Source organism: Nocardioides pacificus (assembly GCF_054775955.1).
Genome location: NZ_BAAHCI010000005.1, coordinates 714,385 through 735,838 on the forward strand (window position 1 = coordinate 714,385; position 21,454 = coordinate 735,838).

21 protein-coding genes and 2 pseudogenes are annotated in these 21,454 nt (G+C 70.8%); 17 read left to right on the forward strand and 6 right to left on the reverse strand.

Features of this window, described 5'->3' with window-relative positions:
* Window positions 1-53: 53 nt before the first annotated feature.
* The 3 genes and pseudogenes from ACYU7L_RS06010 to ACYU7L_RS06020 form a co-directional block, all read left to right on the forward strand.
* Window positions 54-1,187, forward strand: a pseudogene (locus tag ACYU7L_RS06010) (acyl-CoA dehydrogenase family protein); the annotation flags it as partial.
* On the forward strand, window positions 1,184-1,975 hold the full coding sequence (locus ACYU7L_RS06015; protein ID WP_460794406.1) for an SDR family NAD(P)-dependent oxidoreductase: 792 nt from the start codon (window positions 1,184-1,186) through the stop codon (window positions 1,973-1,975). The pseudogene ACYU7L_RS06010 and the gene ACYU7L_RS06015, both read left to right, overlap by 4 nt.
* A gap of 8 nt (window positions 1,976-1,983) precedes the next feature.
* Window positions 1,984-2,226, forward strand: coding sequence for a hypothetical protein (locus tag ACYU7L_RS06020; protein ID WP_460794407.1), 243 nt, complete (start codon window positions 1,984-1,986; stop codon window positions 2,224-2,226).
* Window positions 2,227-2,300: 74 nt separating this feature from the next.
* On the opposite strand, the gene ACYU7L_RS06025 is transcribed toward ACYU7L_RS06020, so the two are convergent.
* Window positions 2,301-2,495: a hypothetical protein gene (locus tag ACYU7L_RS06025; RefSeq protein WP_460794409.1), complete on the reverse strand. Its 195-nt coding sequence runs from the start codon at window positions 2,493-2,495 to the stop codon at window positions 2,301-2,303.
* A gap of 36 nt (window positions 2,496-2,531) precedes the next feature.
* On the opposite strand from ACYU7L_RS06025, the gene ACYU7L_RS06030 reads away from it, so the two are divergent.
* Together ACYU7L_RS06030 and ACYU7L_RS06035 are read left to right on the forward strand one after the other, a co-directional pair.
* The gene (locus tag ACYU7L_RS06030) at window positions 2,532-3,041 is read left to right on the forward strand and encodes an enoyl-CoA hydratase/isomerase family protein (protein WP_460794410.1); all 510 of its coding nucleotides are present in this window, start codon (window positions 2,532-2,534) and stop codon (window positions 3,039-3,041) included.
* On the forward strand, window positions 3,038-3,943 hold the full coding sequence (locus ACYU7L_RS06035; protein WP_460794411.1) for a phosphotransferase family protein: 906 nt from the start codon (window positions 3,038-3,040) through the stop codon (window positions 3,941-3,943). Before ACYU7L_RS06030 ends, ACYU7L_RS06035 begins: the two co-directional genes overlap by 4 nt.
* Window positions 3,944-5,080: 1,137 nt before the next feature.
* Here the strand turns inward: ACYU7L_RS06035 and ACYU7L_RS06040 are convergent.
* Entirely contained in the window at window positions 5,081-6,142 is a 1,062-nt protein-coding gene (locus ACYU7L_RS06040; protein ID WP_460794412.1) for an MBL fold metallo-hydrolase, read from the reverse strand.
* Between the two features lie 48 nt (window positions 6,143-6,190).
* Between ACYU7L_RS06040 and ACYU7L_RS06045 the strand changes: the two genes are divergently transcribed.
* Window positions 6,191-7,054, forward strand: a complete 864-nt coding sequence (locus ACYU7L_RS06045) for an SDR family oxidoreductase (RefSeq protein WP_460794413.1) — start codon at window positions 6,191-6,193, stop codon at window positions 7,052-7,054.
* A gap of 23 nt (window positions 7,055-7,077) precedes the next feature.
* Here the strand turns inward: ACYU7L_RS06045 and ACYU7L_RS06050 are convergent.
* The 4 genes and pseudogenes from ACYU7L_RS06050 to ACYU7L_RS06065 all read right to left on the reverse strand — a co-directional run bounded on the left by ACYU7L_RS06050 (window position 7,078) and on the right by ACYU7L_RS06065 (window position 10,854).
* A pseudogene (locus tag ACYU7L_RS06050) lies at window positions 7,078-7,799 on the reverse strand (nitroreductase).
* On the reverse strand, window positions 7,796-8,431 hold the full coding sequence (locus ACYU7L_RS06055; RefSeq protein ID WP_460794414.1) for a PaaI family thioesterase: 636 nt from the start codon (window positions 8,429-8,431) through the stop codon (window positions 7,796-7,798). Before ACYU7L_RS06055 ends, ACYU7L_RS06050 begins: the two are co-directional and overlap by 4 nt.
* 103 nt (window positions 8,432-8,534) lie before the next feature.
* Entirely contained in the window at window positions 8,535-9,692 is a 1,158-nt protein-coding gene (locus ACYU7L_RS06060) for an acyl-CoA dehydrogenase family protein (RefSeq protein ID WP_460794415.1), read from the reverse strand.
* Window positions 9,693-9,699: 7 nt separating this feature from the next.
* Window positions 9,700-10,854 carry an acetyl-CoA C-acetyltransferase gene (locus tag ACYU7L_RS06065; RefSeq protein WP_460794416.1) on the reverse strand — a complete coding sequence of 385 codons (1,155 nt, stop codon included), beginning with the start codon at window positions 10,852-10,854 and terminating at the stop codon, window positions 9,700-9,702.
* Window positions 10,855-10,969: 115 nt separating this feature from the next.
* Here ACYU7L_RS06065 and ACYU7L_RS06070 point away from each other — a divergent pair, with 115 nt between their 5' ends.
* From ACYU7L_RS06070 to ACYU7L_RS06120, 11 genes are all read left to right on the forward strand, one after another.
* Entirely contained in the window at window positions 10,970-11,422 is a 453-nt protein-coding gene (locus tag ACYU7L_RS06070) for a MaoC family dehydratase (RefSeq protein WP_460794418.1), read from the forward strand.
* Entirely contained in the window at window positions 11,419-12,168 is a 750-nt protein-coding gene (gene fabG, locus ACYU7L_RS06075) for a 3-oxoacyl-ACP reductase FabG (protein ID WP_460794420.1), read from the forward strand. Before ACYU7L_RS06070 ends, fabG begins: the two co-directional genes overlap by 4 nt.
* On the forward strand, window positions 12,165-12,968 hold the full coding sequence (locus ACYU7L_RS06080; protein WP_460794421.1) for an enoyl-CoA hydratase/isomerase family protein: 804 nt from the start codon (window positions 12,165-12,167) through the stop codon (window positions 12,966-12,968). The genes fabG and ACYU7L_RS06080 overlap by 4 nt, the downstream gene beginning before the upstream one ends.
* Entirely contained in the window at window positions 12,965-13,768 is an 804-nt protein-coding gene (locus ACYU7L_RS06085) for an enoyl-CoA hydratase/isomerase family protein (RefSeq protein WP_460794422.1), read from the forward strand. Before ACYU7L_RS06080 ends, ACYU7L_RS06085 begins: the two co-directional genes overlap by 4 nt.
* Window positions 13,765-14,574 (forward strand): enoyl-CoA hydratase/isomerase family protein, encoded by an 810-nt coding sequence (locus tag ACYU7L_RS06090; protein WP_460794423.1) that lies wholly within the window; start codon window positions 13,765-13,767, stop codon window positions 14,572-14,574. Before ACYU7L_RS06085 ends, ACYU7L_RS06090 begins: the two co-directional genes overlap by 4 nt.
* Window positions 14,571-16,229 (forward strand): class I adenylate-forming enzyme family protein, encoded by a 1,659-nt coding sequence (locus tag ACYU7L_RS06095; protein ID WP_460794424.1) that lies wholly within the window; start codon window positions 14,571-14,573, stop codon window positions 16,227-16,229. Before ACYU7L_RS06090 ends, ACYU7L_RS06095 begins: the two co-directional genes overlap by 4 nt.
* A 64-nt stretch (window positions 16,230-16,293) precedes the next feature.
* The gene (locus ACYU7L_RS06100) at window positions 16,294-18,075 is read left to right on the forward strand and encodes a class I adenylate-forming enzyme family protein (protein ID WP_460794425.1); all 1,782 of its coding nucleotides are present in this window, start codon (window positions 16,294-16,296) and stop codon (window positions 18,073-18,075) included.
* Window positions 18,072-19,349: an aromatic ring-hydroxylating oxygenase subunit alpha gene (locus ACYU7L_RS06105; RefSeq protein ID WP_460794426.1), complete on the forward strand. Its 1,278-nt coding sequence runs from the start codon at window positions 18,072-18,074 to the stop codon at window positions 19,347-19,349. The genes ACYU7L_RS06100 and ACYU7L_RS06105 overlap by 4 nt, the downstream gene beginning before the upstream one ends.
* A complete protein-coding gene (locus tag ACYU7L_RS06110) occupies window positions 19,350-19,910 on the forward strand; it encodes an aromatic-ring-hydroxylating dioxygenase subunit beta (RefSeq protein WP_460794427.1) in 561 nt (186 codons plus the stop codon).
* Window positions 19,910-20,191: a hypothetical protein gene (locus tag ACYU7L_RS06115; RefSeq protein WP_460794429.1), complete on the forward strand. Its 282-nt coding sequence runs from the start codon at window positions 19,910-19,912 to the stop codon at window positions 20,189-20,191. The genes ACYU7L_RS06110 and ACYU7L_RS06115 overlap by 1 nt, the downstream gene beginning before the upstream one ends.
* Window positions 20,188-21,453: an acetyl-CoA hydrolase/transferase family protein gene (locus ACYU7L_RS06120; RefSeq protein ID WP_460794432.1), complete on the forward strand. Its 1,266-nt coding sequence runs from the start codon at window positions 20,188-20,190 to the stop codon at window positions 21,451-21,453. Before ACYU7L_RS06115 ends, ACYU7L_RS06120 begins: the two co-directional genes overlap by 4 nt.
* Window position 21,454: the final 1 nt, after the last annotated feature.

The window sequence follows — 21,454 nt, forward strand, 5'->3', positions numbered from 1 at the left end:
CCATGACCACGCTGCAGCAGGCGCCCGTGGTGGCGCCCGAGAGCGAGACCGACGACGAGTTCCGCGCCCGGGTCCGGCAGTGGTTCGCCGACCACCACCCGGACAAGCGGCCGCGCGACGCAGCGGAGCGCAAGGCGTGGCACGCCACCTTGTACGACGCCCGGATGACCGGACCGTCCTGGCCGGTCGAGTACGGCGGCATGGCGCTGCCGTTCGCCCGCCAGGTGATCTACTCCGCCGAGCTGGCCCGCGCCCGCGTGCCGGGTCCGATCGGCACCGGGCTCGGCATCGTCGCGCCGACGATCATCACCTACGGCACGCCCGAGCAGAAGGAGCGCTGGCTCGGCCCGATGCTGCGCCAGGACAAGATCTGGTGCCAGGGCTACTCCGAGCCGGGCGCCGGCTCCGACCTCCCGTCGCTACGCACGACGGCCCGGCGCGACGGTGACGAGTACGTCGTCAACGGCCAGAAGGTCTGGACGACGCACGCCACCGACGCCGACGTGCTGTTCACGCTCGTGCGCACCGGCACCCAGGAGTCGCGCCAGAAGGGCATCACCTACCTGATCATCGACGCCGACGCGCCCGGCGTGACGATCCGACCGCTCCAGGACCTCACCGGGGCCGCCCACTTCGCCGAAGTGTTCCTCGACGACGTCCGGGTGCCCGTCGCGAACCGGATCGGCGAGGAGAACGAGGGCTGGCCGCTGGTCCGCACCTCGCTGGGTCACGAGCGGGCCGCCGGCGCGATGAACCAGGCCACCAACTATCGACGCATCCTCGACGAGCTGATCTCGTTGGCCCGTGAGCGGGGCCTGACCGCCGACCCGATCGTCCGCGACCGGCTCGCCGACCTAGAGGTCCGGGTCCGGCTGATGCGCTACAACGCGACCCGCACCATCGACGACATCCTGACCCACGGCGAGCCCGGCCCGGCGTCCTCGACCAGCCGGCTGCTGATCACGACCTTCGAGCAGGAGCTGCACGAGTTCGCGGTCGAGATGCTCGGCGCCGACGGGATCGTCACCCGCGACAGCGAGCACGCCGTCCAGCGCGGCCGCTGGCTCGGTGGCTTCCTCGCGACCCGCGCCTCCACGATCGGCGCCGGTACGTCGGAGATTCAGCGCAACACGATCGCCGAACAGGTGCTCGGCCTCCCTCGCGACCCTGCGATGCCGCCGCGATGAGGCGGGTGGTCGTCACCGGCGCCACGCGGGGCATCGGTGCCGCGGTCGCTGCGGCCTGCGCGGAGCGCGGCGACCGGGTCGTAGGGATCGACCTCGACGGGGCCGACCTGGCGTGCGACGTCGCCGACCCGGACCAGGTCGAGGCGGCTGCCCGGGCGGCGTACGACGCGCTCGGCGGCATCGACCTCGTCGTGCACGCGGCGGGCGTCTCCGTCGGCGGGCGCGCCGTCACGCAGTCGGCGATCGACGCTCGCTTCGTGGTCGACGTGAACCTGCTCGGGACCGTCCACGTCGCCCAGTCCTTCGGTCGGCGGCTGGTGGCGCAGGAGTCGCCGTCGCGCCTGGTGCTGGTCGGCTCCGAGCACAGCCTCGGGGTGCCGCACCTCTACTCCGCCGTCTACACCGCGACCAAGCACGCGGTCCTCGGCTACGCCGACGTGCTGCGCCGCGAGCTGCCCGACCACGTCGGCGTCACCGTGCTCTGTCCCGGCCTCGTCGCGACCGACCTCTGGCGCTCCGACGAGCGCCGCAGTGCGTCGTACGGCGGGCCTCGGGAGGCCGGCCCGGACTCCGGCGCGGTGATGGCCCAGGGGATGCCGGCCGCCGACGTGGCCGATCGCCTGCTCGCCGGCATCGACGCCGAGGAGTTCCTGGTCGTGACGCACGGCCACGCCGTCCGATTCGCCGAGGAGCGCTGGGCGACCGTCCGGGACGCCTTCGGGCGCCAGGCTCCCGACGCCGACGACCGCTACGCCCTGGGGCGCCTCGTGCCCCGGATGGCGCCCTGAACCGACCCATGGAGCCTTACATCACGGAGACCGGTCGCTGGACCGTCACGGCACGGCAGCTGGACGTCCGCTCGGTCACGGGACGTCAGCCCTGGGGCGTCCGGCATGCCCGGCGTACCGGCGCGGACCCGGTCACCGCCTGCGGCGAGTGGGCGATCGGGTGGCCGATGTTCTGGCACCTCCCGTTCAACGCGGCCGTCCAGCAGCCGTGCCCGGCCTGCTGGGCGGCGGTGGCGCAGCCGGCCGTGTGACAGGCCCGGTCCGCGTAGGACGTCGACGACCGCCGACCCGCGGCCTTCGGCCGCGGTTCGACTGCGCGTGCTTGCTAAGCGAGTAGGCCGGCGACGCGGTCCTGGTGGCGCCCGGCGTCACCGAGGAGGACCTCGTCCGTGGTGTCGCCCATGTAGTTGAACTTGCGGTGCTGGCACGACAGCTTCCACAGCCAGGCGTCGTCGCCCATCCAGTCGGTGACGGCGTGGGTCAGCCAGGTCTCGCGCATGCCGCCGTAGTCGTAGTTCATCGGGATGCCGAGCTCCTTGGCCCGTTCCGGTTCCCAGTGCAGCCGCTGGTCCGGTCCGACGCGATCGTCGTCTCGGTCGTCCAGGGGCACGCGGCCGGCGCCGGGTTCCCGCTCGCGGCGGCGGCCGACGTGGTCGTCGCGGCCCAGACAGCCCGGTTCAGCCTCGGCTACACCAAGGTGGGGCTGAGCGTCGACGGCGGCACCAGCATGCTCGCGCACAGCCTCGGCCTGCACCGGGCGCTGCGTCTCGCGCTGCTCGACGACGCGCTGACCGCCGAGCAGGCGTACGCCGCCGGCCTGGTCGCCTGCGTCGTCCCCGACGGCGAGCTCGCCGCCACGGCGGAGGCGGTCGTCGCCCAGCTGCTCTGCGGCCCGAGGGAGGGCCAGGCCGCGACGAAGCGGCTCCTCCGGGGGACGGTCGAGCCCGACCCCGAGGGCGCGCTGAAGCGCGAGACGGAGGCGATCCGCGACAACGCGGGCCGGCCGGACGGGCGGGAGGGCGTCGCCGCGTTCCTGGAGAAGCGGCCGGCGGTGTTCGACGCATGAGCGTCGAGGGGCTCGACCTGCCGGCCCTGTCGGACCACCTGGAGCGCGAGGTCGGGCTGGCCGGGCCGCTGGGGGCCTCGCTGATCTCGGGCGGCCGGTCCATCCTGACCTACGCGGTGACCGACGGGACGCACCGGTGGGTGCTGCGGCGCCCGCCGCCGGGTCATGTGCTCGCGAGCGCCCACGACATTGGCCGGGAGTACCGCGTGATGAAGGCGCTGGGCGGCTCCGCCGTACCCGTGCCGCCGATGGTGACCCACTGCACCGATGTCGCGGTGACGGGGGCGGGGTTCTACCTCATGGACTTCGTCGACGGCACGATCCACCGCACGCCCGAGCAGCTCCGGGCGATCCCGGACGACGAGCGGCTCGTCGACGGGCTGGTGTCGACGCGGTCGCGCTGCACGAGGTCGAGCCCGGCGCGATCGGGCTCGGCGATCTCGGTCGCCCCGTCGGGTACGCCGAGCGCCAGGTCCGCACGTGGACCCGCCGGCTGGCGGCCTCCCGCTCGCGGGACCTGCCCGAGCTCGACCGCCTGGCCGAGCGGCTCGCCCCTTCGACAAGCAGGGTGCACTAGCCCTTCCGATCGAGGAGGGCTTCTCTGCGGAGCAGGCGCGTGCGGCCCTCCCGGACTGGATCGTGACGGCGGCGTTCCACAACGTCTCTGCCGTGCTTCTCGAGGACCCGCAGGTGTCCTCGATCGACACGGACGTGCTCGTCCTCGGAGACGATCGCGATGCGACCGAATTGGTTCAGGACCTTGCTGCGGCTATTCCCGGGGTTCGGGGATCTACGGCGGCCGGCTTCGCAACGCGCATCAGGTCGAGGCGGTCACCGCGAACCTGATCAGCGCCAATCGGCGCTACGAGGCGCACACGGGCATCCGGATCACCGACGTCTGATAGGCGCCTCGCCGCGCAACCGGCTTCCATCATGGCCATGCGAGGTTGGCCGCCGGGTTGGTGCTGCTGGGGGCGCCGCGGCTCCGATGCGCTAGTAGAGGCTCTCGGTGAGCACTCCACCGACGGCCGGGTATGGCCGACTCGCACCGGCGGGCGGCGCGGTGGTCAACCACGTCGCCATGCACTGCCTGGTACCCGCAGTTGCGGTCTGGGGCGGGCGGCGAGCGGCATGGGCACCTACCACGGCGAGTGAGAGTTCCAGGCGATGAGTCACCGCAAGGCGGTCTTCCATAAGCCGTTCCGACCCGACCGCGGTTCCTGCACCCGCCCTACACCAACCGGGCCGGGCGCTGCTGCGCAAGGTCTGGTGACGACGCCCCGAGACCGTCAGGTCGCCCGGTAGCGGTCGACGGGGCCCTCGTGTTCCGCCGCGGGGGTGCCGTCGAGCTTAGCCAGGTCAGGTGGGCCGCCACCTCGCGGTCATCGCCTGCGCCTCCCCGAGGCCGGCAAGCGTCCGGTCGGACTGGGTGGCTGCAAGGCGCCACGCAGTGATGTCGCTCTACCTGCTGGTCGGACACGAACCCGCCGGCGACCGCGGTGCCACGGAGAGGCTGAACTCGGCGCTGGCCCGACTGATCCGGACAGCGGTCGGCCTCGCGGCGGGGCTGACGCATGGCGCGGCCGGAGCCAGTCCATGGTTGCTGAGGTTCCCCTGCTCGCCGTACCCCGCTCAATTCGCTGGGCTGGCGGGGCGCCGCCGCAGGTAGGCCGCTCCCCGGCACGAGAGCACGCACGTGTCCTCGTGGTGCGGCGACAAGATGGTGGACCAGCAGCCGCTCGGGACCTCGATGTGCTCAACACGGTCGAGGCCCAGCGGCCGCGCAGCGTCATCCCGGGACGCACCGGGCTCGTCATCTGCCCGTCGCTCGCCGGACGGCCCGCCATCATGACCCGGTCCTTGACTACGCCAGTGACCGTAAGGCGTTGCAGCATGGACATCGAGTGCAGCCCGCTGGCTATTTAAGCCCCCGTAGTGACCCGACCGCGCGATCTCCTCGTCGACATGAAGACCTGAGGACCCCACTGCCGAGCGAACGCCACGATCTCCTCGACGGCGATCGTGTAGGTGCCCAGGTCCTACGTCGCTTCTGGACCCAGGTCGTCGAGGTACGACGTCTGGTCGGTGCTCATCTGTGACTGCTCGGGACTCGCGTAGTGGTCGACGCCGTCGAGGTTTGTCGGGCGTAGCCGGCCCTCGTGAGCGAGCAGCGCGAGGTATGCTCCGGCCTCGAGCACTGCGGTCATCCGGTGCACAGGCTCGAGCTCGGCGAGCCGTCGGTTTCGGCGGGTCCAGACCATGCCGTCAGCCACCTGGTGGGTAGTGGAGCGACCCTGGCGGACCAGGGAGGTGATGACCTCCAGCCGCTCGCGGTGATGCTCGAGCAGCTCCGCGGCGCGGGTGCTGGAGCTGCCGCGCGCGAGGTCGATAGCGCCGTGCGCCGGCATCATGCGCAGGTCGGGACGCTCGGCGACCAGTCGGAGGGACGACAGGTAGCTGAGCAGGGAGAGCGGGTCTGGCTCGCGCTCGTAGGCGATGGACGGCGAGATGCGCGGCAGGACGTGGTCACCCGTAAGCAGGAAGCCCTCCTCGGGGATCTCGAAGCAGACGTGCCCGCGGGTGTGTCCTGGGGTGGCCAGGGTGCGGATGCTGACGCCACCGCAGTCGATCACCTGGTCGTCGTCCAGCCACGCAGCCGGCAGGTCGAAGTCCATGTCCTGCTCGTGGACCTCGGCCTGTAGGCCGGCGATCTCGTCGGCGAGCTCGGTCGCCCCGGCGGCGCGGAGCAGCCCGACCTGACGGGGGAACGCACCCTCGAGGTCGAACCAGGCGCGGATGCTGCGGTCGTCGCCCCGGCCGAGGTGGACGGGGATGTCGTGGCGCGCCTGCCAGGTCAGGGCCTGGGTGTAGTGGTCCCAGTGGTGATGGGTGGTGAGGCTCCGGCTGATGTCACCCGGGGACAGCTCGAGCTCGTCCAGTCCGCCCAGCAATGCCTGCTCCGTCTCGGGTGAGGACCAGCCGGGATCGACGAGGACCGTCTCGTCGTCGCCCAGCACCACGTAGCAGTTCACGCTGGGAAGTCCCTCGAGGGGCAGGGGCAGTTCGATCTGGGCGAGGCGGTCGCTGAGGCGTTGGATCATGACCTATTCTTAATCTAGATTAAATTCACTGTCACCTTAGGGGAGAACATGGCTGGAGTCGAAGGTCGGGTCGTCATCGTCACCGGGGCAGGGGGTGGTCTGGGACGCGAGTACGCACTCTTCCTGGCCAGCGTCGGCGCCAAGGTCGTGGTCAACGACCTCGGTGGCGCGCGGGATGGCAGCGGTGCCGGCACCGCGATGGCGGACGAGGTCGTCGCGGAGATCCGTGCCGCGGGCGGCGAGGCCGTCGCCAACTACGACAGCGTCGCGACGGCGGAGGGGGCTGCGGCCATCGTCGCGACCGCGATCGAGACCTACGGTGCGGTGCATGGACTGGTCAACAACGCCGGGATCCTGCGCGACATGTCGTTCACGAAGATGACCACTGATGCCTGGAAGCTGGTCCAGTCCGTCCACCTCGACGGCGGCTACCACGTGTCCAAGGCCGTCTGGCCGCACTTCCGTGCGCAGGGCTTCGGCCGGATCGTCATGGCCACCTCCACCAGCGGCCTGTTCGGCAACTTCGGGCAGGCCAACTACGGCGCCGCCAAGGCGGGGCTGGTGGGCCTGCTGCACACCCTGACGATCGAGGGTGCCCGCGACGGGGTGCTGGTCAACGCGATCGCCCCGATGGCGGCGACGCGGATGACCGAGGACGTCGCGCCCCAGGAGATGCTCGAGAAGCTGCCGCCGGCGTTCGTGGCGCCTGTGGTGACCTACCTGCTCACCGAGGAGTGCGCCGAGTCCGGCTCGGTGTTCGTGGTGGGCGGTGGACAGACCTACCGGGTCGCGCAGTTCCAGAACGCGGGGGTGACCTTCGCGGAGCCGCCCAGCCTGCGTGAGGTCTCCGAGCGGTGGTCGGAGATCACCGACATGTCGGAGGTGACGATCGGATCCAACCCAGTCGGGTGATGCGGCGACCGCCTGGCTGACCGTCAGGCGGGCAGACCCAGGACGACCCGGTCGACCGTCTCGCGCTCCGTGCGGAAGGTGTTGGCCGGGTGGTCCGGGTCGGCCTGTCCCAGGGACACTGCGCACACCACGTCACGGTCCTCGGTGATGGCGAGGTGCTCGCGGGCCGCGTCGGCATACATGCCGATCGCGCCCTGGGCGATGGCACCGAGGTCGAGGGCCTGGGCGAGGTTGAGCAGGTTGGCGACGTACGCGCCGCAGTCCATGACGCCGTAGGTGCCAGCGTCTTCGGGCTGGTGATCACCGCGACGTGCGGGGCGCCGAAGAAGCGGAAGTTCTCCAACATCTGCGCCTGTCGAGTCTCCTTGTCCTCGCGCGCGACGCCGACCGCCTCGTACAGGGCCATGCCGCAGCTGCGCCGCCGGTCGGCGTACACGCCCTCGTACCGCTCGGGCCCGGGGATGTCCGGGGTCTCCGGGCCGGACAGCACCCGGGAGACCAGTTTGTCGCTGAGGGCGGCCACGTCCGGGCCGGAGACCAGGTGGACCTCCCACGCCTGGGAGTTGCACCACGACGGGGTGCGCTGCGCGAGGGTGAAGAGACGTCGCAGCGTCACCGGGTCGATCGGATCGGGGGCGAAGCCGCGACAGCTGAACCGTCGCTCGAGGATGTCGGCGAGGGTGTCGACCGCGCTGGTCGGCCTGTTCGAGACGTCGAGGGAAGGGACGTGGGGAGCATGGGTCATGAGGTCTCCGGTGTCTCGCGACGAGGCGCGCAGGTGTGGCCCGGGTAGCGGTCGACTCGTACGAAGAGTGCCTCCGCCTCGGCGAAGGTGGTCTGGTCGTCGAACAGCCGGCCGTGTAGGAACTGCTTGCGGCCCTGGGAGGTCGCGGTCCGCACCTCCGCCTGAACGGGTCGACCCCAGGGGGTGCCCGCCCGGTAGCTGACGTTGAGGTAGGCGGTCCGCGCGATCCAGCCGTCCGCCAACTGACTTCGGCCCATCAGCGCGTCGAGTGCCGTGGCGACCTGACCGCCGTGAACGGTGCCGCCCCCGCCGACGTGCCACCGGCTGAAGGTCACGGTGGCGTCCACGGTCCCGGGCGCCTCGTCGTGGATCGTCAGCTCGGGAAGCGACGCCAGACCGTGGTCCGCGGCGCCGTCGAGCTGACCGTACGGGGAGTCGTCGTCGGAGGCCAGGTGGGGTGCCAGGACCTTCTGCCACCCGTCGAGGTCCTCGCGGAGCGAACGAAGAAGCTCCGGTGGCGGTGCGGACTGCGCCACGGAACCGAGAAACCCGCGCAGGCCGGCCAGCATGAACGAGAACTCCTGCAGGTCGAAGTCGGCGGGGGCCCGGTAGGAGTCGAAGGGCCAGGACACGTCGTCACGCTCCGATGAGTCTCGAGTGAGCAGCGAGGGTGGACCGGAACACCCCCCCGAGCCGGCTGGTGGGTCCGGCTCGAGGGGCGCTTGCGGGCCTGGGTCAGCGACCGTCGGCGATGTCGCGGCCGATGATTTCCTTCATGATCTCCGTGGTGCCGCCGTAGATCGTCTGGACCCGGGTGTCGACGTAGGCCTTGCCCACGGCGTACTCGCGCATGAATCCGTAGCCGCCGTGCAGCTGCAGGCAGCGGTCGATGACGCGCTTCTGCAGCTCGCTGACGTACCACTTGCCCTTGGCAGCCTCGACGGGGGTCAGAGTGCCCGCGTTGTAGGCCAGCACCGAGGCGTCCACGTAGGCCTGGGCCACGTCGAGCTCAGTGGCCATCTCGGCCAGCGCGAACCGGGTGTTCTGGAAGTCGATCAGGCGCTTGCCGAAGGCCGTCCGGTCCTTGAGGTACGCCACGGTCTGGTCGAGGGTGGCTTGCGCGGTCGTGATGGACTGGTTCGCGACACCCAGACGCTCGCGGGGCAGGTGGCTCATCAGGTACTTCAGACCCTGACCCTCCTCGCCGAGCAGGTTCGCCGCCGGAACCCGGGCGTCGGTGAAGAAGAGCTCGGCGGTGTCCTGAGCGGGCAGGCCGATCTTGTCGAGCTTGCGCCCACGCTCGAACCCCGGTGTCTTGTCGGCCTCGACCATGAGCAGGCTGAACCCGTTGGAACCCCCGTCGGGGTCAGTGCGGACGGCGAGCACCACGAGGTCGGCCATGATGCCGCTGGAGATGAACGTCTTCTGGCCGTTGACGACCCAGTCGTCACCGTCCCGGCGTGCGGAGGTGCGGATGCCCTGCAGGTCGCTCCCGGTCCCCGGCTCCGTCATCGCCAGTGCGCCGATGAGCTCCCCTGCGGCGAAGCCGGGCAGCCAGCGCTGCTTCTGCTCCTCGTCCGCCCGCCCGAGCAGGTAGGCGAGGAACAGGTCGTCCTGCAGCCCGAGGGTCACGCTGAAGGAGATCGCGTTGACCCGGGCGACCTCCTCGCCGACCACCAGGCGGTAGCGGTAGTCGGAAACCCCGCTGCCGCCGTACTCCTCCGGGATCTGCAGGCCGTAGAGCCCTGCCTTCGCCGCGGCCTTAAAGACCTCCCGCGGGATCCATCGGTCGTCGTCCCACTGGTCCTTGTGCGGGACGACCTCGCGGACGAGGAACTCCCGCACGGTCTCCCGGTAGGCCTCGTGGTCCTCTTCGTAGAGCGTCCGCTCCATGACCGCCTCAGCCCAGCCGCTCGATGATGGTCACGTTGGCCTGGCCGCCGCCCTCGCACATGGTCTGCAGGCCGAAGCGACCGCCGGTGCGCTCGAGCTCGTGGAGCAGCGAGGTCATCAGGCGCGCCCCGGTGCAGCCGATCGGGTGGCCCAGGGCGATCGCGCCGCCGTTGGGGTTGACCTTGCTCGGGTCGGCGTTGAGCTCCTGGTTCCAGGCCAGCACGACGGGAGCGAACGCCTCGTTGATCTCCACGACATCCATGTCGTCGATGGTCATGCCGACCTTCTTCAGCGCGTGTTGGGTGGCGGAGATCGGGGCCGAGAGCATCATCACCGGGTCGTCGCCGCGCACCGACACGTGGTGGATCCGCGCGCGCGGGGTCAGGCCGTGGTCCTTGACCGCCTGCTCGGAGGCGATCAGGAGGGCGGCGGCGCCGTCGGAGATCTGGGAGGCGACGGCCGCGGTCAGCACTCCGCCGGGGACGAGCGTCTGCAGGCCCGCCATCTTCTCGCGGCTGGTGTCGCGGCGCGGCCCCTCATCGGTCGTGACGCCGGCGTACGACGCGATCTCGCGCTCGAAGTGGCCCGCGTCGATCGCGGCAAGGGCTCGCTGGTGGCTCTGGAAGGCCCACGCCTCGCAGTCGTCGCGGGTCAGCTTCCAGTGCTCGGCCATCATCTCGGCGCCGCGGAACTGCGAGATCTCCTGGTCGGCGTAGCGCGCGGCCCAGCCCTCGGAGCCCGACCAGGGGTCCGTGGACCCGTAGGGCTCGCCGGCCCCGAAGGCGCTCAGGATCGGGAACTGGCTCATCTTCTGCACGCCGCCGGCGACCACGAGGTCCTGGTAGCCGCTCGCCACGCCCATCGCGGCGAAGCTCACGGCCTGCTGGGCGGAGCCGCACTGACGGTCGATGGTCACGCCGGGGACGGACTCGGGGAAGCCAGCCGCGAGGGCCGCGGTGCGGGCGATGTCGCCGGCCTGAGCGCCGATGTTGTCCAGGCACCCGAGCAGCACGTCTTCGATCGCGGCCGGGTCGATGCCGGCGCGCTCGACCAGCGTCTTCAGCGGGTGCGCCGCCAGGTCAGCGGGGTGGACTGCGGCGAGGCCGCCGTTGCGGCGACCGACGGGTGTGCGGACAGCTTCGACGATGTAGGCCTCGGACATGGGTTCCTCCTGGATCAGGGTGCGGGAGCAGTCGCTCGCCGCCGGCACGACGTTGACGTGCGGTGCTTGGCAGCATAATCTACTTTAGATTTGAAAAACAGACGAAGGCGGATGCATGAAGATCTACGACGGGATCGCGGAGTTCGCGCGTGCGGAGGGTGACGTCCTGGGGACGTCGGACTGGATCGAGGTCGACCAGGCCCGGATCGACGCGTTCGCCGACGCCACGGGCGATCACCAGTGGATCCATGTGGACGCCGAGCGGGCCGCGGCGGGGCCGTTCGGCGCGACCATCGCGCACGGGTTCCTCACCCTCTCGCTGCTGCCGCCGATGCTCAACCAGCTCTACCGCGTGGACAACGTGACGATGGCGGTCAACTACGGCCTCGACAAGGTGCGCTTCATGGCGCCGGTGCGGGTGGGCAGCAAGGTCCGTGCCGCCGCCTCGGTGCTGTTGGTGACGTCGCTCGACGGCGCCGTGCAGGCCGTCTTCGAGACGGTCTTCGAGGTCGAGGGGTCCGAGAAGCCAGCCGCCGTTGTCCAGTCGATCATCAGGTACGTCGCATGACCTCCCGTGGGATGAGACTGCTCGAGGGGCAGCGCGTGATCGTGACCGGTGCTGCCCAGGGCATCGGCTTCGCCATCGCCACCGTGCTCGTCCAGCAGGGTGGCCAGGTCACCGTGGCCGACCTCGACGGCGACCGGGCGCTCGCCGCGGCGGCAGAGCTCGGGCCGGCCGCGCGCGGCGTGGCCTGCGACGTCACCTCCGAGGAGAGCGTGGCGGCACTCGTCGGCGGCACCGTGGAGGAGTACGGCGGGCTCGACGTGCTGGTGAACAACGCGGGCATCACCCGGGACGCGTCGCTGCGGAAGATGACGCTCGAGAACTTCCAGGCCGTCATCACCGTGCACCTCCAGGGCACCTGGCTCGGCATCCGTGCGGCCAGCGAGGTGATGCGCGACGCCAAGCGCGGCAGCATCATCAACATCTCCTCGATGTCGGGCAAGGTCGGCAACCCGGGGCAAACCAACTACAGCGCCGCCAAGGCCGGCATCGTCGGCATGACCAAGGCCGCCGCCAAGGAGCTAGCCCACCACGGGGTCCGCGTCAACGCCATCCAGCCCGGCCTGATCCGCACCCCCATGACGGAGGCGATGGCCCCCGAGGCGTACGCCGCCACCGAGGCCACGATCCCGATGCGCCGTGCCGGGGAGCCCGAGGAGATCGCCAACGTCGTGGCCTTCCTCGCCTCCGACCTGTCCAGCTACATGACGGGTGCCGTCCTCGAGGTCTCCGGCGGGAGGGGCATGTGAGCGCCCCGACATCGGTGGCCGAGGGCGGCGCTCCGGTTCGGCTCGAGATCGCCGACCATGTCGCGCACGTCACCCTGTCCCGGCCCGAGGCGATGAACGCGGTCACCCGGGACCTGGCGGTCGCGCTGGAGCAGGCCGTGCTGACCGCGGGCGGCGACCCGGGCGTGCGCGTCATCTTGGTCCGCGGTGCGGGCGGGAACTTCTGCGCCGGTGGCGACTTCGCCGAGGTGCAGCGGCTGCGTGCGGAAGGAAAGTCCGCCCTGCGGAGCCTGTTCGAGGCCTTCCAGGGCGCCTGTGCCGCCGTCGAGAGCGTCGCGCAGCCGGTGATCGCCGCCGTCGAAGGCGTGGCCATGGCTGGCGGCTTCGAGCTGATGCAGGCGTGCGACGTCGTGCTGGTGCGCGAGGACGCCCGGATCTCCGACAACCACGTGAACTTCGGGATGGTGCCGGGCGGTGGCGGCTCACAACGACTGCCGCGTCTCGCCGGCCGCCAGCGGGCCATGGGCCTGCTCCTCTCGGGGGACCGGCTCTCGGGGGCCGACGCGGTCTCCTGGGGGCTGGCCTACCGGTCGTTCCCCGCGGACGCGTTCGCCGAGGGAGTCGCCGCCTTCGCGCACAGGCTCGCCAGCCGTCGCCCCGACGCAGTGGAGACCATCAAGAGGCTGGTCCGGACCGGACTGGCCACCGACGTCGGGACAGGTCTGAACCTCGAGCTGGACGCCGTCGTCGACCATATCGCCGGCGAGGCCGGCGACACCAGCGTGTCGGCGTTCGCCGGCCGGAAGGAAGGCACGTCATGACTGCTCTGATAACCGAGGGCCCGGTGCTCCTCGGCATCGACGGAGGCATTGCCCGGATCCGGCTGAACCGCCCCGAGGCATCGAACGCCGTCGACGCCGACCTGCTGCGCGTGCTGCACGAGGTCGCGTTGCAGTGCCACGCTGAGCCGACCGTGCGCGTCGTGGTGCTCAGCGGCGAGGGCCGCAACTTCTGTGCGGGCGGCGACGTCAAGACCTTCGCCAGCAAGGGCGAGGACCTGCCCGCGTACCTGCGCGAGGCGACGGCGTGGCTGCAGCTCGCGACGGCCGCGCTGATCCAGCTCAAGGCGCCGGTCATCGCGCAGGTGCAGGGCTTCGCCGCCGGCGGGGCCGGGTTCGGACTGGTCTGCGCGGCCGACCTGGTCGTCGCGGCCGAGGGATCGAAGTTCTTCTCCGGTGCGGTCCGCGTCGGCATGGCGCCCGACGCCGGCACGACGGTGACCCTGGCCCGCATCGTGGGCCTGCGTCGCGCGATGGACATCCTGCTCACCAACCCGACGCTCACCGCCAGCGAGGCGCTCGGGCTCGGCATCGTCACCCGGGTCGTGCCCGACGAGGAGCTGACCGGCGCCGTCGACGCCCTCGCCACCGACCTCGCGGCCCAGCCGCCCCTTGGACTCTCCGCCACGAAGCGGCTGGTCTGGGACGGTCTCGGCTCCACGGTCGTGGAGCGGCTCCCCGAGGAGGCCCGCGTCGTCTCCGAGCTGTCCGGCACCGCCGACAGCCGCGAGGCGCTGGCCGCAGTCATCGAGCGCCGACCCGGCACGTACGTAGGCCGTTGACCGCCGCGGAGGAGCGGGCGCCGGTCCTGGTCGAGGACCAGGGTGCCGTCCGCATCATCACCCTCAACCGACCCCACCTGCGCAACGCGATTAACCTGCCGCTGCGCTACGCGCTCGGCGACGCGGTCGAGGCCGCAGACGCCGATCCGGGGATCCGAGCCATCGTCCTGACCGGAGCCGAGGGATCGTTCTGCTCCGGCGGAGACATCTCCACCATGCAGCGCCAGCCCCGACACCAGACGACCCCGCGGACCCAGGCGGCCCAGCGGATCATCCGCGCCCTGTGGCACACGCCCAAGCCCGTCGTCGCCGCGGTGGAAGGTCCGGCCTTCGGTGCCGGCACGGCGCTCGCCCTCGCCTGCGACCGGGTCGTTGCGGCGAGCGACGCCACCTTCGCCACGACGTTCACGGCAGTCGGGCTCGCCGGCGACATGGGCATCTTCGCCTCGTTGCCGGCCCGCGTCGGCGCTGCCCGGGCGCGCCAGATGCTGATGCTGGGCTCGCGGGTCAGCGGCGCGGAGGCCGGGCCCATCGGGCTCGCCGACCGTGTCGTCGATCCCGGAAGCGCTCTGACGGCCGCGCTCGAGGACGCCGCCACGCTCGCGGCCGGGCCGCCACTCGCCCTCGGTGTGATCAAGCAGATGCTGTCCGGCGAGCCGCGTCACCCGCTCGCCGTGCTCGATCTCGAAGTGCGCAACCAGACCACGCTCTGGGACAGCGACGACTTCGCCGAAGGCGTGTCCGCATTTGCCGAGAAGCGTCGCCCCGTCTTCGGGTCGACCCCACCCCAGGAGAAGAGCCAATGACCTTGAGCCACCCCGACGAAGCGGCCGTCCTCACCACGTCGTACCTGACCGCGGACACCAGCGTGGCGTTGAGCGACCTCACCGTCCCCGCACTGCTCGCCGACCGGGCCGGCCGGTACCCGGACCGTCTCGCCCTGGTGGGCACCCGGCACGGCGACGGGTCCGAGGTGCGACTGACCTACGCCGAGCTGCACGCGGAGGCCCAGCGGATCGCGACCGGGCTGCGTCAGGTGGCAGAGCCCGGAGACTACGTGGCTCTGTGGGCGCCGAACGTCGTCGAGTGGGTGCTGATCCAGCACGGCGCCGCCCTGGCGGGCGTGGTGCTGGTGGCCCTCAACCCGGTGCTCCGCAAGCCGGAGCTCGAGTACGCCGTGGACCACTCCCGGTGCACCGTGCTGCTGCACGCCGACCGCAGTCGCGACTACGACATGGCCTCGGTGGCTCGCGAGGTCGCCGCGACCCGCCCGGAGCTGCGGCTGGTCAGCCTCTCCAACCGTGACGAGTGGCGGGCCGAGAAGCCCGACCCTGCCGTCGTCGCCGAGGCGCCGACGGACGCTGAGCTGCCGGTCATGTTGCAGTACACCTCCGGCACCACCGGCAAGCCCAAGGGCGTGCTGCTCCGGCACCGCTCGCTGGTCAACGTCGCCAAGCTGACGATGGAGTACGTCGACATGCCGGCTGGCGCCGTGACCATCAATCCGCTGCCGATGTTCCACACCGCCGCCTGTGTCATCGGCACGCTCGGCCCGTTGTGGCTGGCCGGGACCGAGGTGCTGGTCGAGCAGTTCGTGCCGGTGCCCGTGCTCGAGACGATGCGTCGCGAGAACGTCGAGGTGCTCTTCTTCGTGCCGGCCGTGCTCGGGGCGCTGCTCGAGGCCCAGCGGACCTCGTCCGAGCCCGCTCCCCGGTTGTCGGTGGCCCTGGGCGGTGCCTCCAACGTGCCTGCCGCCATGATCGAGGCGACCGAGCAGTCCTTCGGTGCCGCGGTGACCAACGTCTTCGGGCAGACCGAGCTGGCACCCGTGCTGACCGCCACCCGACCGGGCGACACCCGGGAGGACAAGCTACGAACCGTCGGCCATCCCCTCCCCCAGGTGGACGTGAAGATCGTCAACCCGGCCAACGGCGACGTTGTGCCACTCGGGACCCCCGGCGAGATCTGCGCCCGCGGCTACCAGCAGCTCGTCGAGTACCTGCACGACCCCGACGCGACGGTGAGCACCGTCGACGCCGACGGCTTCGTGCACACCGGCGACCTCGGGGCGATGGACGAGCGTGGCTACATCACGCTCACCGGCCGGCTCAAGGAGCTGATCATTCGGGGTGGTGAGAACATCGCCCCCGCCAGCATCGAGTCCTGCCTGGTCGAGCACCCCGCAGTGCTCGACGCGACGGTGTTCGGGATCGCGGACGATCGGATGGGCGAGGTGGTCGGCGCCGCGGTGCGCTTGCGGGAGCAGGGCGCAGCCGAGGACCCGGCCGCCCTGGTCGCCGCGCTCATCGCGCACTGCCGTGAGCGACTCTCGCCGTACAAGGTGCCGAGCCGCTGGTTCCTCGCGGGTGACTTGCCGGCGACCCCGACCGGCAAAATCCAGAAGTTCAAGCTCGTCGACCTGGTCGGCACCGCCGCGCTCCCTGAGATCACCCCGGCCTGACCTCTGCTTGGCAGAACGACCTTACCGAGATAATCTAATCTAGATTAAAGAAAGGAGGTGTGGCGTGACCCTTTCCATCGCCCAGCGCCGCGCCGCCCTGCAGGAGCGCTTCAGCACCTGGACCCCACGCACCCTCGACGCCTGGCTCGACGCCTGCGCCGAGGAGTTCCCCGAGCGTGACCTGGTGGTCACCGACGAACGTGTCCTCTCCTACGCCGAGGTCGCCGCCGAGTCGCGGCGTCTGGCCGACGGCCTTGCCGCCCTGGGTGTCCGCAAGGGCGACCGCGTCGGGCTGTTGATGGCCAACCACGCCGAGTTCGTCACGCTGAAGTTCGCGATCGCCCGCGCCGGCGCGGTCGCCATCCCGTTCAACTTCCTCTACCGCACCGACGAGCTGCGCTACGTGCTCAAGCAGTCGGACTGCACGGTGCTGATCACCAACGCCGACTTCCAGAGCCTCGACCACGCCGGAATGCTCGACGAGATCGTGCCGGGATGGGACAGCCCGGAGTTCCCCCAGCGCCGACCCGTCGGGGGCCAGGCGCCCGACGGGCTGCGCCACGTCGTGCTGGTCGAGCGTCCCGGCGACGTACCTCGTCCAGGCGCCCTCACCGGGGACGCGCTCGCCGAGCTCGGCAAGCAGCACGCGGGCGCTTCGGACGGCGCCGGGCACGGACCGGACGACCTCTCCGACCTGCTGTACACCTCGGGCAGCACAGGATCCCCGAAGGGGGTCCAGGTGACCCACGACGCGGTGCTGCGCACCGGCTTCGCCTCGGCGCTGACCCGGGCCTACGAGGACGGCCGCAGGATCCTCTTCTCGCTGCCCTGTTACCACATGTTCGGCTACGTCGAGGGCCTGCTGTCCGCGACGTACGTCGGCGGGGCGGTCATCATGCTGCCGTCCTTCAGCGCCGCCGGCTACCTCACCGCGATCGAGAAGCACCGGGCCACCGACATGCTCTGCGTCCCGACCATGGCGGTCGCCATGGTGGAGAGCCCGCTGCGTCACGAGGCGGACCTGTCCAGCCTGCGCGCGATCCTGTGCGGCTCCGCTCCCGCACCTGTGTGGCTGTGGGAGCAGGTCGAGCGCGACTTCGGCGTCAGCGAGATCGTCACCGGCTACGGGATGACCGAGTGCGGTGGCGCGATGACGATGACGCTGCCGGAGGACGAGCTGGCACTGACCTCGACGACGGTCGGGCGACCCAAGCTGGCCGGCTCGGCGGGCGTGCCGGGAAGTGAGCACGAGGAGACCGGGCTGGCTGCGCTGTGCGTCTACCGCACGGTCGACCCGACCACCGGCGAGGCGCTCCCGGAAGGCGCAGTGGGCGAGCTGGCGTCCGCCGGACCGACCACGATGCTCGGCTACCACGCCAAGCCCGAGGAGACCGCTGCCGCGCTGCACGAGGCCCCCGACGGCACCGTCTGGTTGCACTCCGGGGACCTCGGACAGGTGCGTGAGGACGGCTACCTCGTCCTGACGGGCCGCAGCAAGGAGGTCTACAAGTCCGGCGGCGAGCTGGTCATGCCGAAGGAGGTCGAGGAGGTCCTCGGTGCCCACCCCGGCATCAGCCAGGTCTACGCCGTCGGCGCCGTCGACGACCGGTGGGGCGAGATCGGCTGCGCGGTGATCGTCCGCGCTCCCGGCCCGGACGGGGACAACCTCGATGCGGAGGAGGTCGTCTCCTATGCCAAGACGCGCCTCGCCCGCTTCAAGGTGCCGAAGCGGGTCATGTTCATCGACGCGCAGCAGCTGCCCACCACCGCGACCGGCAAGGTCCAGAAGTTCCGGCTCGTGGAGCTGGTCGACCAACCTGTCCCGCTCGAAGGAGAAAAGCCATGACCGCCGTGACCCCCCCCGTGCCCGAGGTCGAGGGCAGCCGCTACGACCGGCTGGTTCAGCCGGCACGCGTGCACGGCTCGCTGTACACCGACCCGTCGATCTTCGCCGAGGAGCTGCGCAAGGTCTGGCACAAGACGTGGGTCTTCGTCGGTCACGAGAGCGAGGTCCCGGAGCCGAACGACTACGTGCGCAAGCAGCTCGCCGACCAGGACGTCGTGATGACCCGCGACAAGGAGGGCGAGGTGCACCTGCTGATCAACCGGTGCGCCCACCGCGGGCTGCAGGTGTGTGACGACCAGGCAGGCAACTCCAGCTCGTTCCGCTGCCCCTACCACGGCTGGACCTACCGCAACACCGGTGAGCTGCTCGGCTATCCGTACAACAAGGGATACGGCGGCAAGAACAAGCTCGAGCTTGGCATGGGCAAGGTCGCCCGCGTGTCGTCGTACCAGGGCTTCGTCTTCGGCAGCCTCGCCGCGGAGGGTCCCTCGCTGGACGAGCACCTCGGCGCCGCCAAGGGGGAGATCGATCGCCTGGTGGGCCTGTCGCCCGAGGGCAAGGTGAGTCTCGATGCCGGCTGGCTGCGCCACAGGACGCGGTCCAACTGGAAGTTCCTCGCCGAGAACGAGACGGACGGCTACCACCCCCAGTTCGTCCACGGCTCGATCTTCGGCGTCACGGGCAGCCCGATCGGCGCCCTCTACAGCGACAGCTCGACGGCGGTGACCCGTAACCTCGGCGACGGTCACAGTGAGAACGACCTGCGGCCCGAGTTCCGCGGCTTCGCCGAGCCGATGCGCTGGTTCGGCACCACGCTCGAGCGGGTCCCCGGCTACGTCGCGGCGATGCAGGAGGCCTACGGCGACGACGCCGAGCGCAGGATGATCGAGGGCGCCCCGCACGTGATGATCTTCCCCAACCTGTTCATCGCCGAGATCCAGGTGTTCAACATTCAGCCGGTCGCGGTGGGGGAGTGCGTGCAGTACGCCACGGCGGTGCAGCTGGCCGGTGGGCAGGAGCTCAACCAGCGGATGGTGTCGCAGTCGATCGGCTCTGTCGGCCCAGCGGGGATGCTGCTTGCGGACGACACCGAGATGTACGAGCGCAACCAGCGTGGCGTGGAGATGGCCGACCCGGAGTGGCTCGACGTGCGCCGCGGCCTGGTCCGCGAGGGCGTGGACGAGAACGGCTTCACCATCGGTGCCGCGACGGACGAGACCGGCATGCGCGGGTTCTGGAACCACTACAAGTCGCTGATGAACGCGGAGGACTGAATGACCACCCAGGCTGCACTCACCGACCTGCCCCCGCGACCCGACTCGGGCGGCGAGCTGCTCGCGGTCCCGGACGGCTGGGAGGCACGAGAGGTCGAGCAGTTCCTCTACCGGGAGGCTCGGCTTGCGGACGAGAACGACTACGACGGCTGGGAGGCGCTGTGGACCGACGATGCCCTCTACTGGGTACCGGTCGACGGCGAGGGTAAGCACCCGCGCACCCACGTCTCGGTGATCTACGACAACCGCAACCGGATCTCCACCCGTCTCAAGCAAGTGCGGACCGGCAAGCGCTACGCCCAGGCTCCGCCGTCCAACCTGCGCCGCATCATCGGCAACGTCGAGCTGCTCGGCGGACGCGCGACGCCCGGAGGCGGCGTCGACCTCGAGGTGGGCGCGAACTTCATGGCGCTCGAGTCCCGGCCCCGCGGAAACGAGCTCTGGGGTGGACGGACCACCTACCGGCTGCGCCGGATGGACGACCAGATCAGGCTGGTCTACAAGAAGGTCGTGCTCGTCGACAACGCGCGCGTCCTGCCGACGCTGGGGTTCCTGATCTGATGGCCACCACACCTGATCCTCAGGAACGCCCCGACATCGTCTTCGAGGAGCCGACCGGGCCGCTCGCGGTCCCGGGGGTCGGCGCCGTGGTCGAGAGCGAGTTCGCCTCAGTCTCGGTGCGACTCGACCAGAGCGGCCGCTCGGTGCGGCTGCGGATCGAGGACCTCCGCACCGGGAGGGTGCGGTTCCTCGACGCCCTGGAGCTCGAGTCGATCGTGTGGCTCGAGGAAGGACACCTCACCCAGCTGCTCGACCCGTCACATGAACGGTGGCGTGGGTGACCTTCGTGGATCCCGCGGTCCTCGACCTCTCCGGCCTGATCCGATCGGGTGACACGGTCACGTGGGGCCAGGCCTGTGCTGAGCCCCTCACGCTCACCGAGCTCCTGGTCGAGCAGGTCGACCGGATCGGGCGGGTCCGCTGCTTCGTCGGCATTCCCGCCGAGTCGGCCATCACCGCTCATACGGTGCCGCCAGCGCTGGAAGTCCACTCCTACTGCGGGGCCGGGACCAACACGGCCCTGCACGCCGCGGGCCGGCTCGAGGTGTGGCCGGTCCACTACTCGTCCCTGCCGAGCCTCCTGTGCGAGGGGGCGCTGCGAGCCGACGTGGTGCTCGTGCAGGTCTCAGCGCCCGACGAGCAGGGACGCCACAGCCTCGGCCTGGCCGACGACTACTTCTCGGCAGCCATCGACACCGCCCGCGTAGTCATTGCCGAGATCAACGACCAGGTTCCGTTCACCCTCGGAGCCCGCACGCTCACCGCGGACCAGTGGACCACCGCGATCCACACGTCCCGCACGCCCGGCCAACTCCCCACCCCGAGGATGAGCGAGGACACCGTCGCCACGGCTCGACGGGTCGCGGCGCTAGTCCCGGACGGCGCGACCCTGCAGTTCGGGATCGGCGCCCTGCCCGAGGCGGTCCTCGCGGAGCTCGTCAACCACCAGGACCTCGGCATCCACTCCGGCATCCTCAACGACACCGCCATGCGGCTGGTCGAGGCAGGGGTCGCAACCGGGGCTCGTAAGGCCCAGGACCGGGGCGTAGCCGTCGCTGGCCTGCTCGGTGGCACCGCAGAACTCTTTCGGTGGGTCCACCAGAACCCGGCCGTGCAACTGCGTCCCACGAGTTACACCCACGACCCGCAGGTCCTCGCAGCGGCCCATCAGCTGGTGGCCGTGAATGCGGCGATCGAGGTTGACCTCACCGGGCAGGTGAACGCCGAAGTCGCCGGAGGTCGCTACGTCGGCGCGGTCGGCGGTGCGGTCGACTTCCTCCGCGGCGCCGCCCGGTCTCCCGGCGGGTTGCCGATCGTCGCCCTGCCGTCGACCGCGCGTGCCCGCACCCGCATCGTCGCCGGCCTGTCCGGGCCGGTGACGACATCTCGTGCGGAGGGCGTGGTCGTGGTCACCGAGCACGGCGTCGCCGACCTCCGCGGCGCCACCCTGACCCAGCGCGTCGAGCGGATGATCGCCGTCGCGCACCCCGACCACCGAGCAGAGCTGGAGGCGAGCGCCGACCGGGTGCTCGCCTCGGCCTGAG

What these genes read in the sequence shown, in the direction of transcription:
- ACYU7L_RS06015 (WP_460794406.1), top strand. Translation starts at nt 1,184, where the DNA reads ATGAGGCGGGTGGTCGTCACCGGCGCCACGCGGGGCATCGGTGCCGCG.
- ACYU7L_RS06020 (WP_460794407.1), top strand. Translation starts at nt 1,984, where the DNA reads ATGGAGCCTTACATCACGGAGACCGGTCGCTGGACCGTCACGGCACGG.
- ACYU7L_RS06025 (WP_460794409.1), bottom strand. Translation starts at nt 2,495, where the DNA reads ATGAACTACGACTACGGCGGCATGCGCGAGACCTGGCTGACCCACGCC.
- ACYU7L_RS06035 (WP_460794411.1), top strand. Translation starts at nt 3,038, where the DNA reads ATGAGCGTCGAGGGGCTCGACCTGCCGGCCCTGTCGGACCACCTGGAG.
- ACYU7L_RS06040 (WP_460794412.1), bottom strand. Translation starts at nt 6,142, where the DNA reads ATGATCCAACGCCTCAGCGACCGCCTCGCCCAGATCGAACTGCCCCTG.
- ACYU7L_RS06045 (WP_460794413.1), top strand. Translation starts at nt 6,191, where the DNA reads ATGGCTGGAGTCGAAGGTCGGGTCGTCATCGTCACCGGGGCAGGGGGT.
- ACYU7L_RS06060 (WP_460794415.1), bottom strand. Translation starts at nt 9,692, where the DNA reads ATGGAGCGGACGCTCTACGAAGAGGACCACGAGGCCTACCGGGAGACC.
- ACYU7L_RS06065 (WP_460794416.1), bottom strand. Translation starts at nt 10,854, where the DNA reads ATGTCCGAGGCCTACATCGTCGAAGCTGTCCGCACACCCGTCGGTCGC.
- ACYU7L_RS06070 (WP_460794418.1), top strand. Translation starts at nt 10,970, where the DNA reads ATGAAGATCTACGACGGGATCGCGGAGTTCGCGCGTGCGGAGGGTGAC.
- fabG (WP_460794420.1), top strand. Translation starts at nt 11,419, where the DNA reads ATGACCTCCCGTGGGATGAGACTGCTCGAGGGGCAGCGCGTGATCGTG.
- ACYU7L_RS06085 (WP_460794422.1), top strand. Translation starts at nt 12,965, where the DNA reads ATGACTGCTCTGATAACCGAGGGCCCGGTGCTCCTCGGCATCGACGGA.
- ACYU7L_RS06095 (WP_460794424.1), top strand. Translation starts at nt 14,571, where the DNA reads ATGACCTTGAGCCACCCCGACGAAGCGGCCGTCCTCACCACGTCGTAC.
- ACYU7L_RS06105 (WP_460794426.1), top strand. Translation starts at nt 18,072, where the DNA reads ATGACCGCCGTGACCCCCCCCGTGCCCGAGGTCGAGGGCAGCCGCTAC.
- ACYU7L_RS06110 (WP_460794427.1), top strand. Translation starts at nt 19,350, where the DNA reads ATGACCACCCAGGCTGCACTCACCGACCTGCCCCCGCGACCCGACTCG.
- ACYU7L_RS06115 (WP_460794429.1), top strand. Translation starts at nt 19,910, where the DNA reads ATGGCCACCACACCTGATCCTCAGGAACGCCCCGACATCGTCTTCGAG.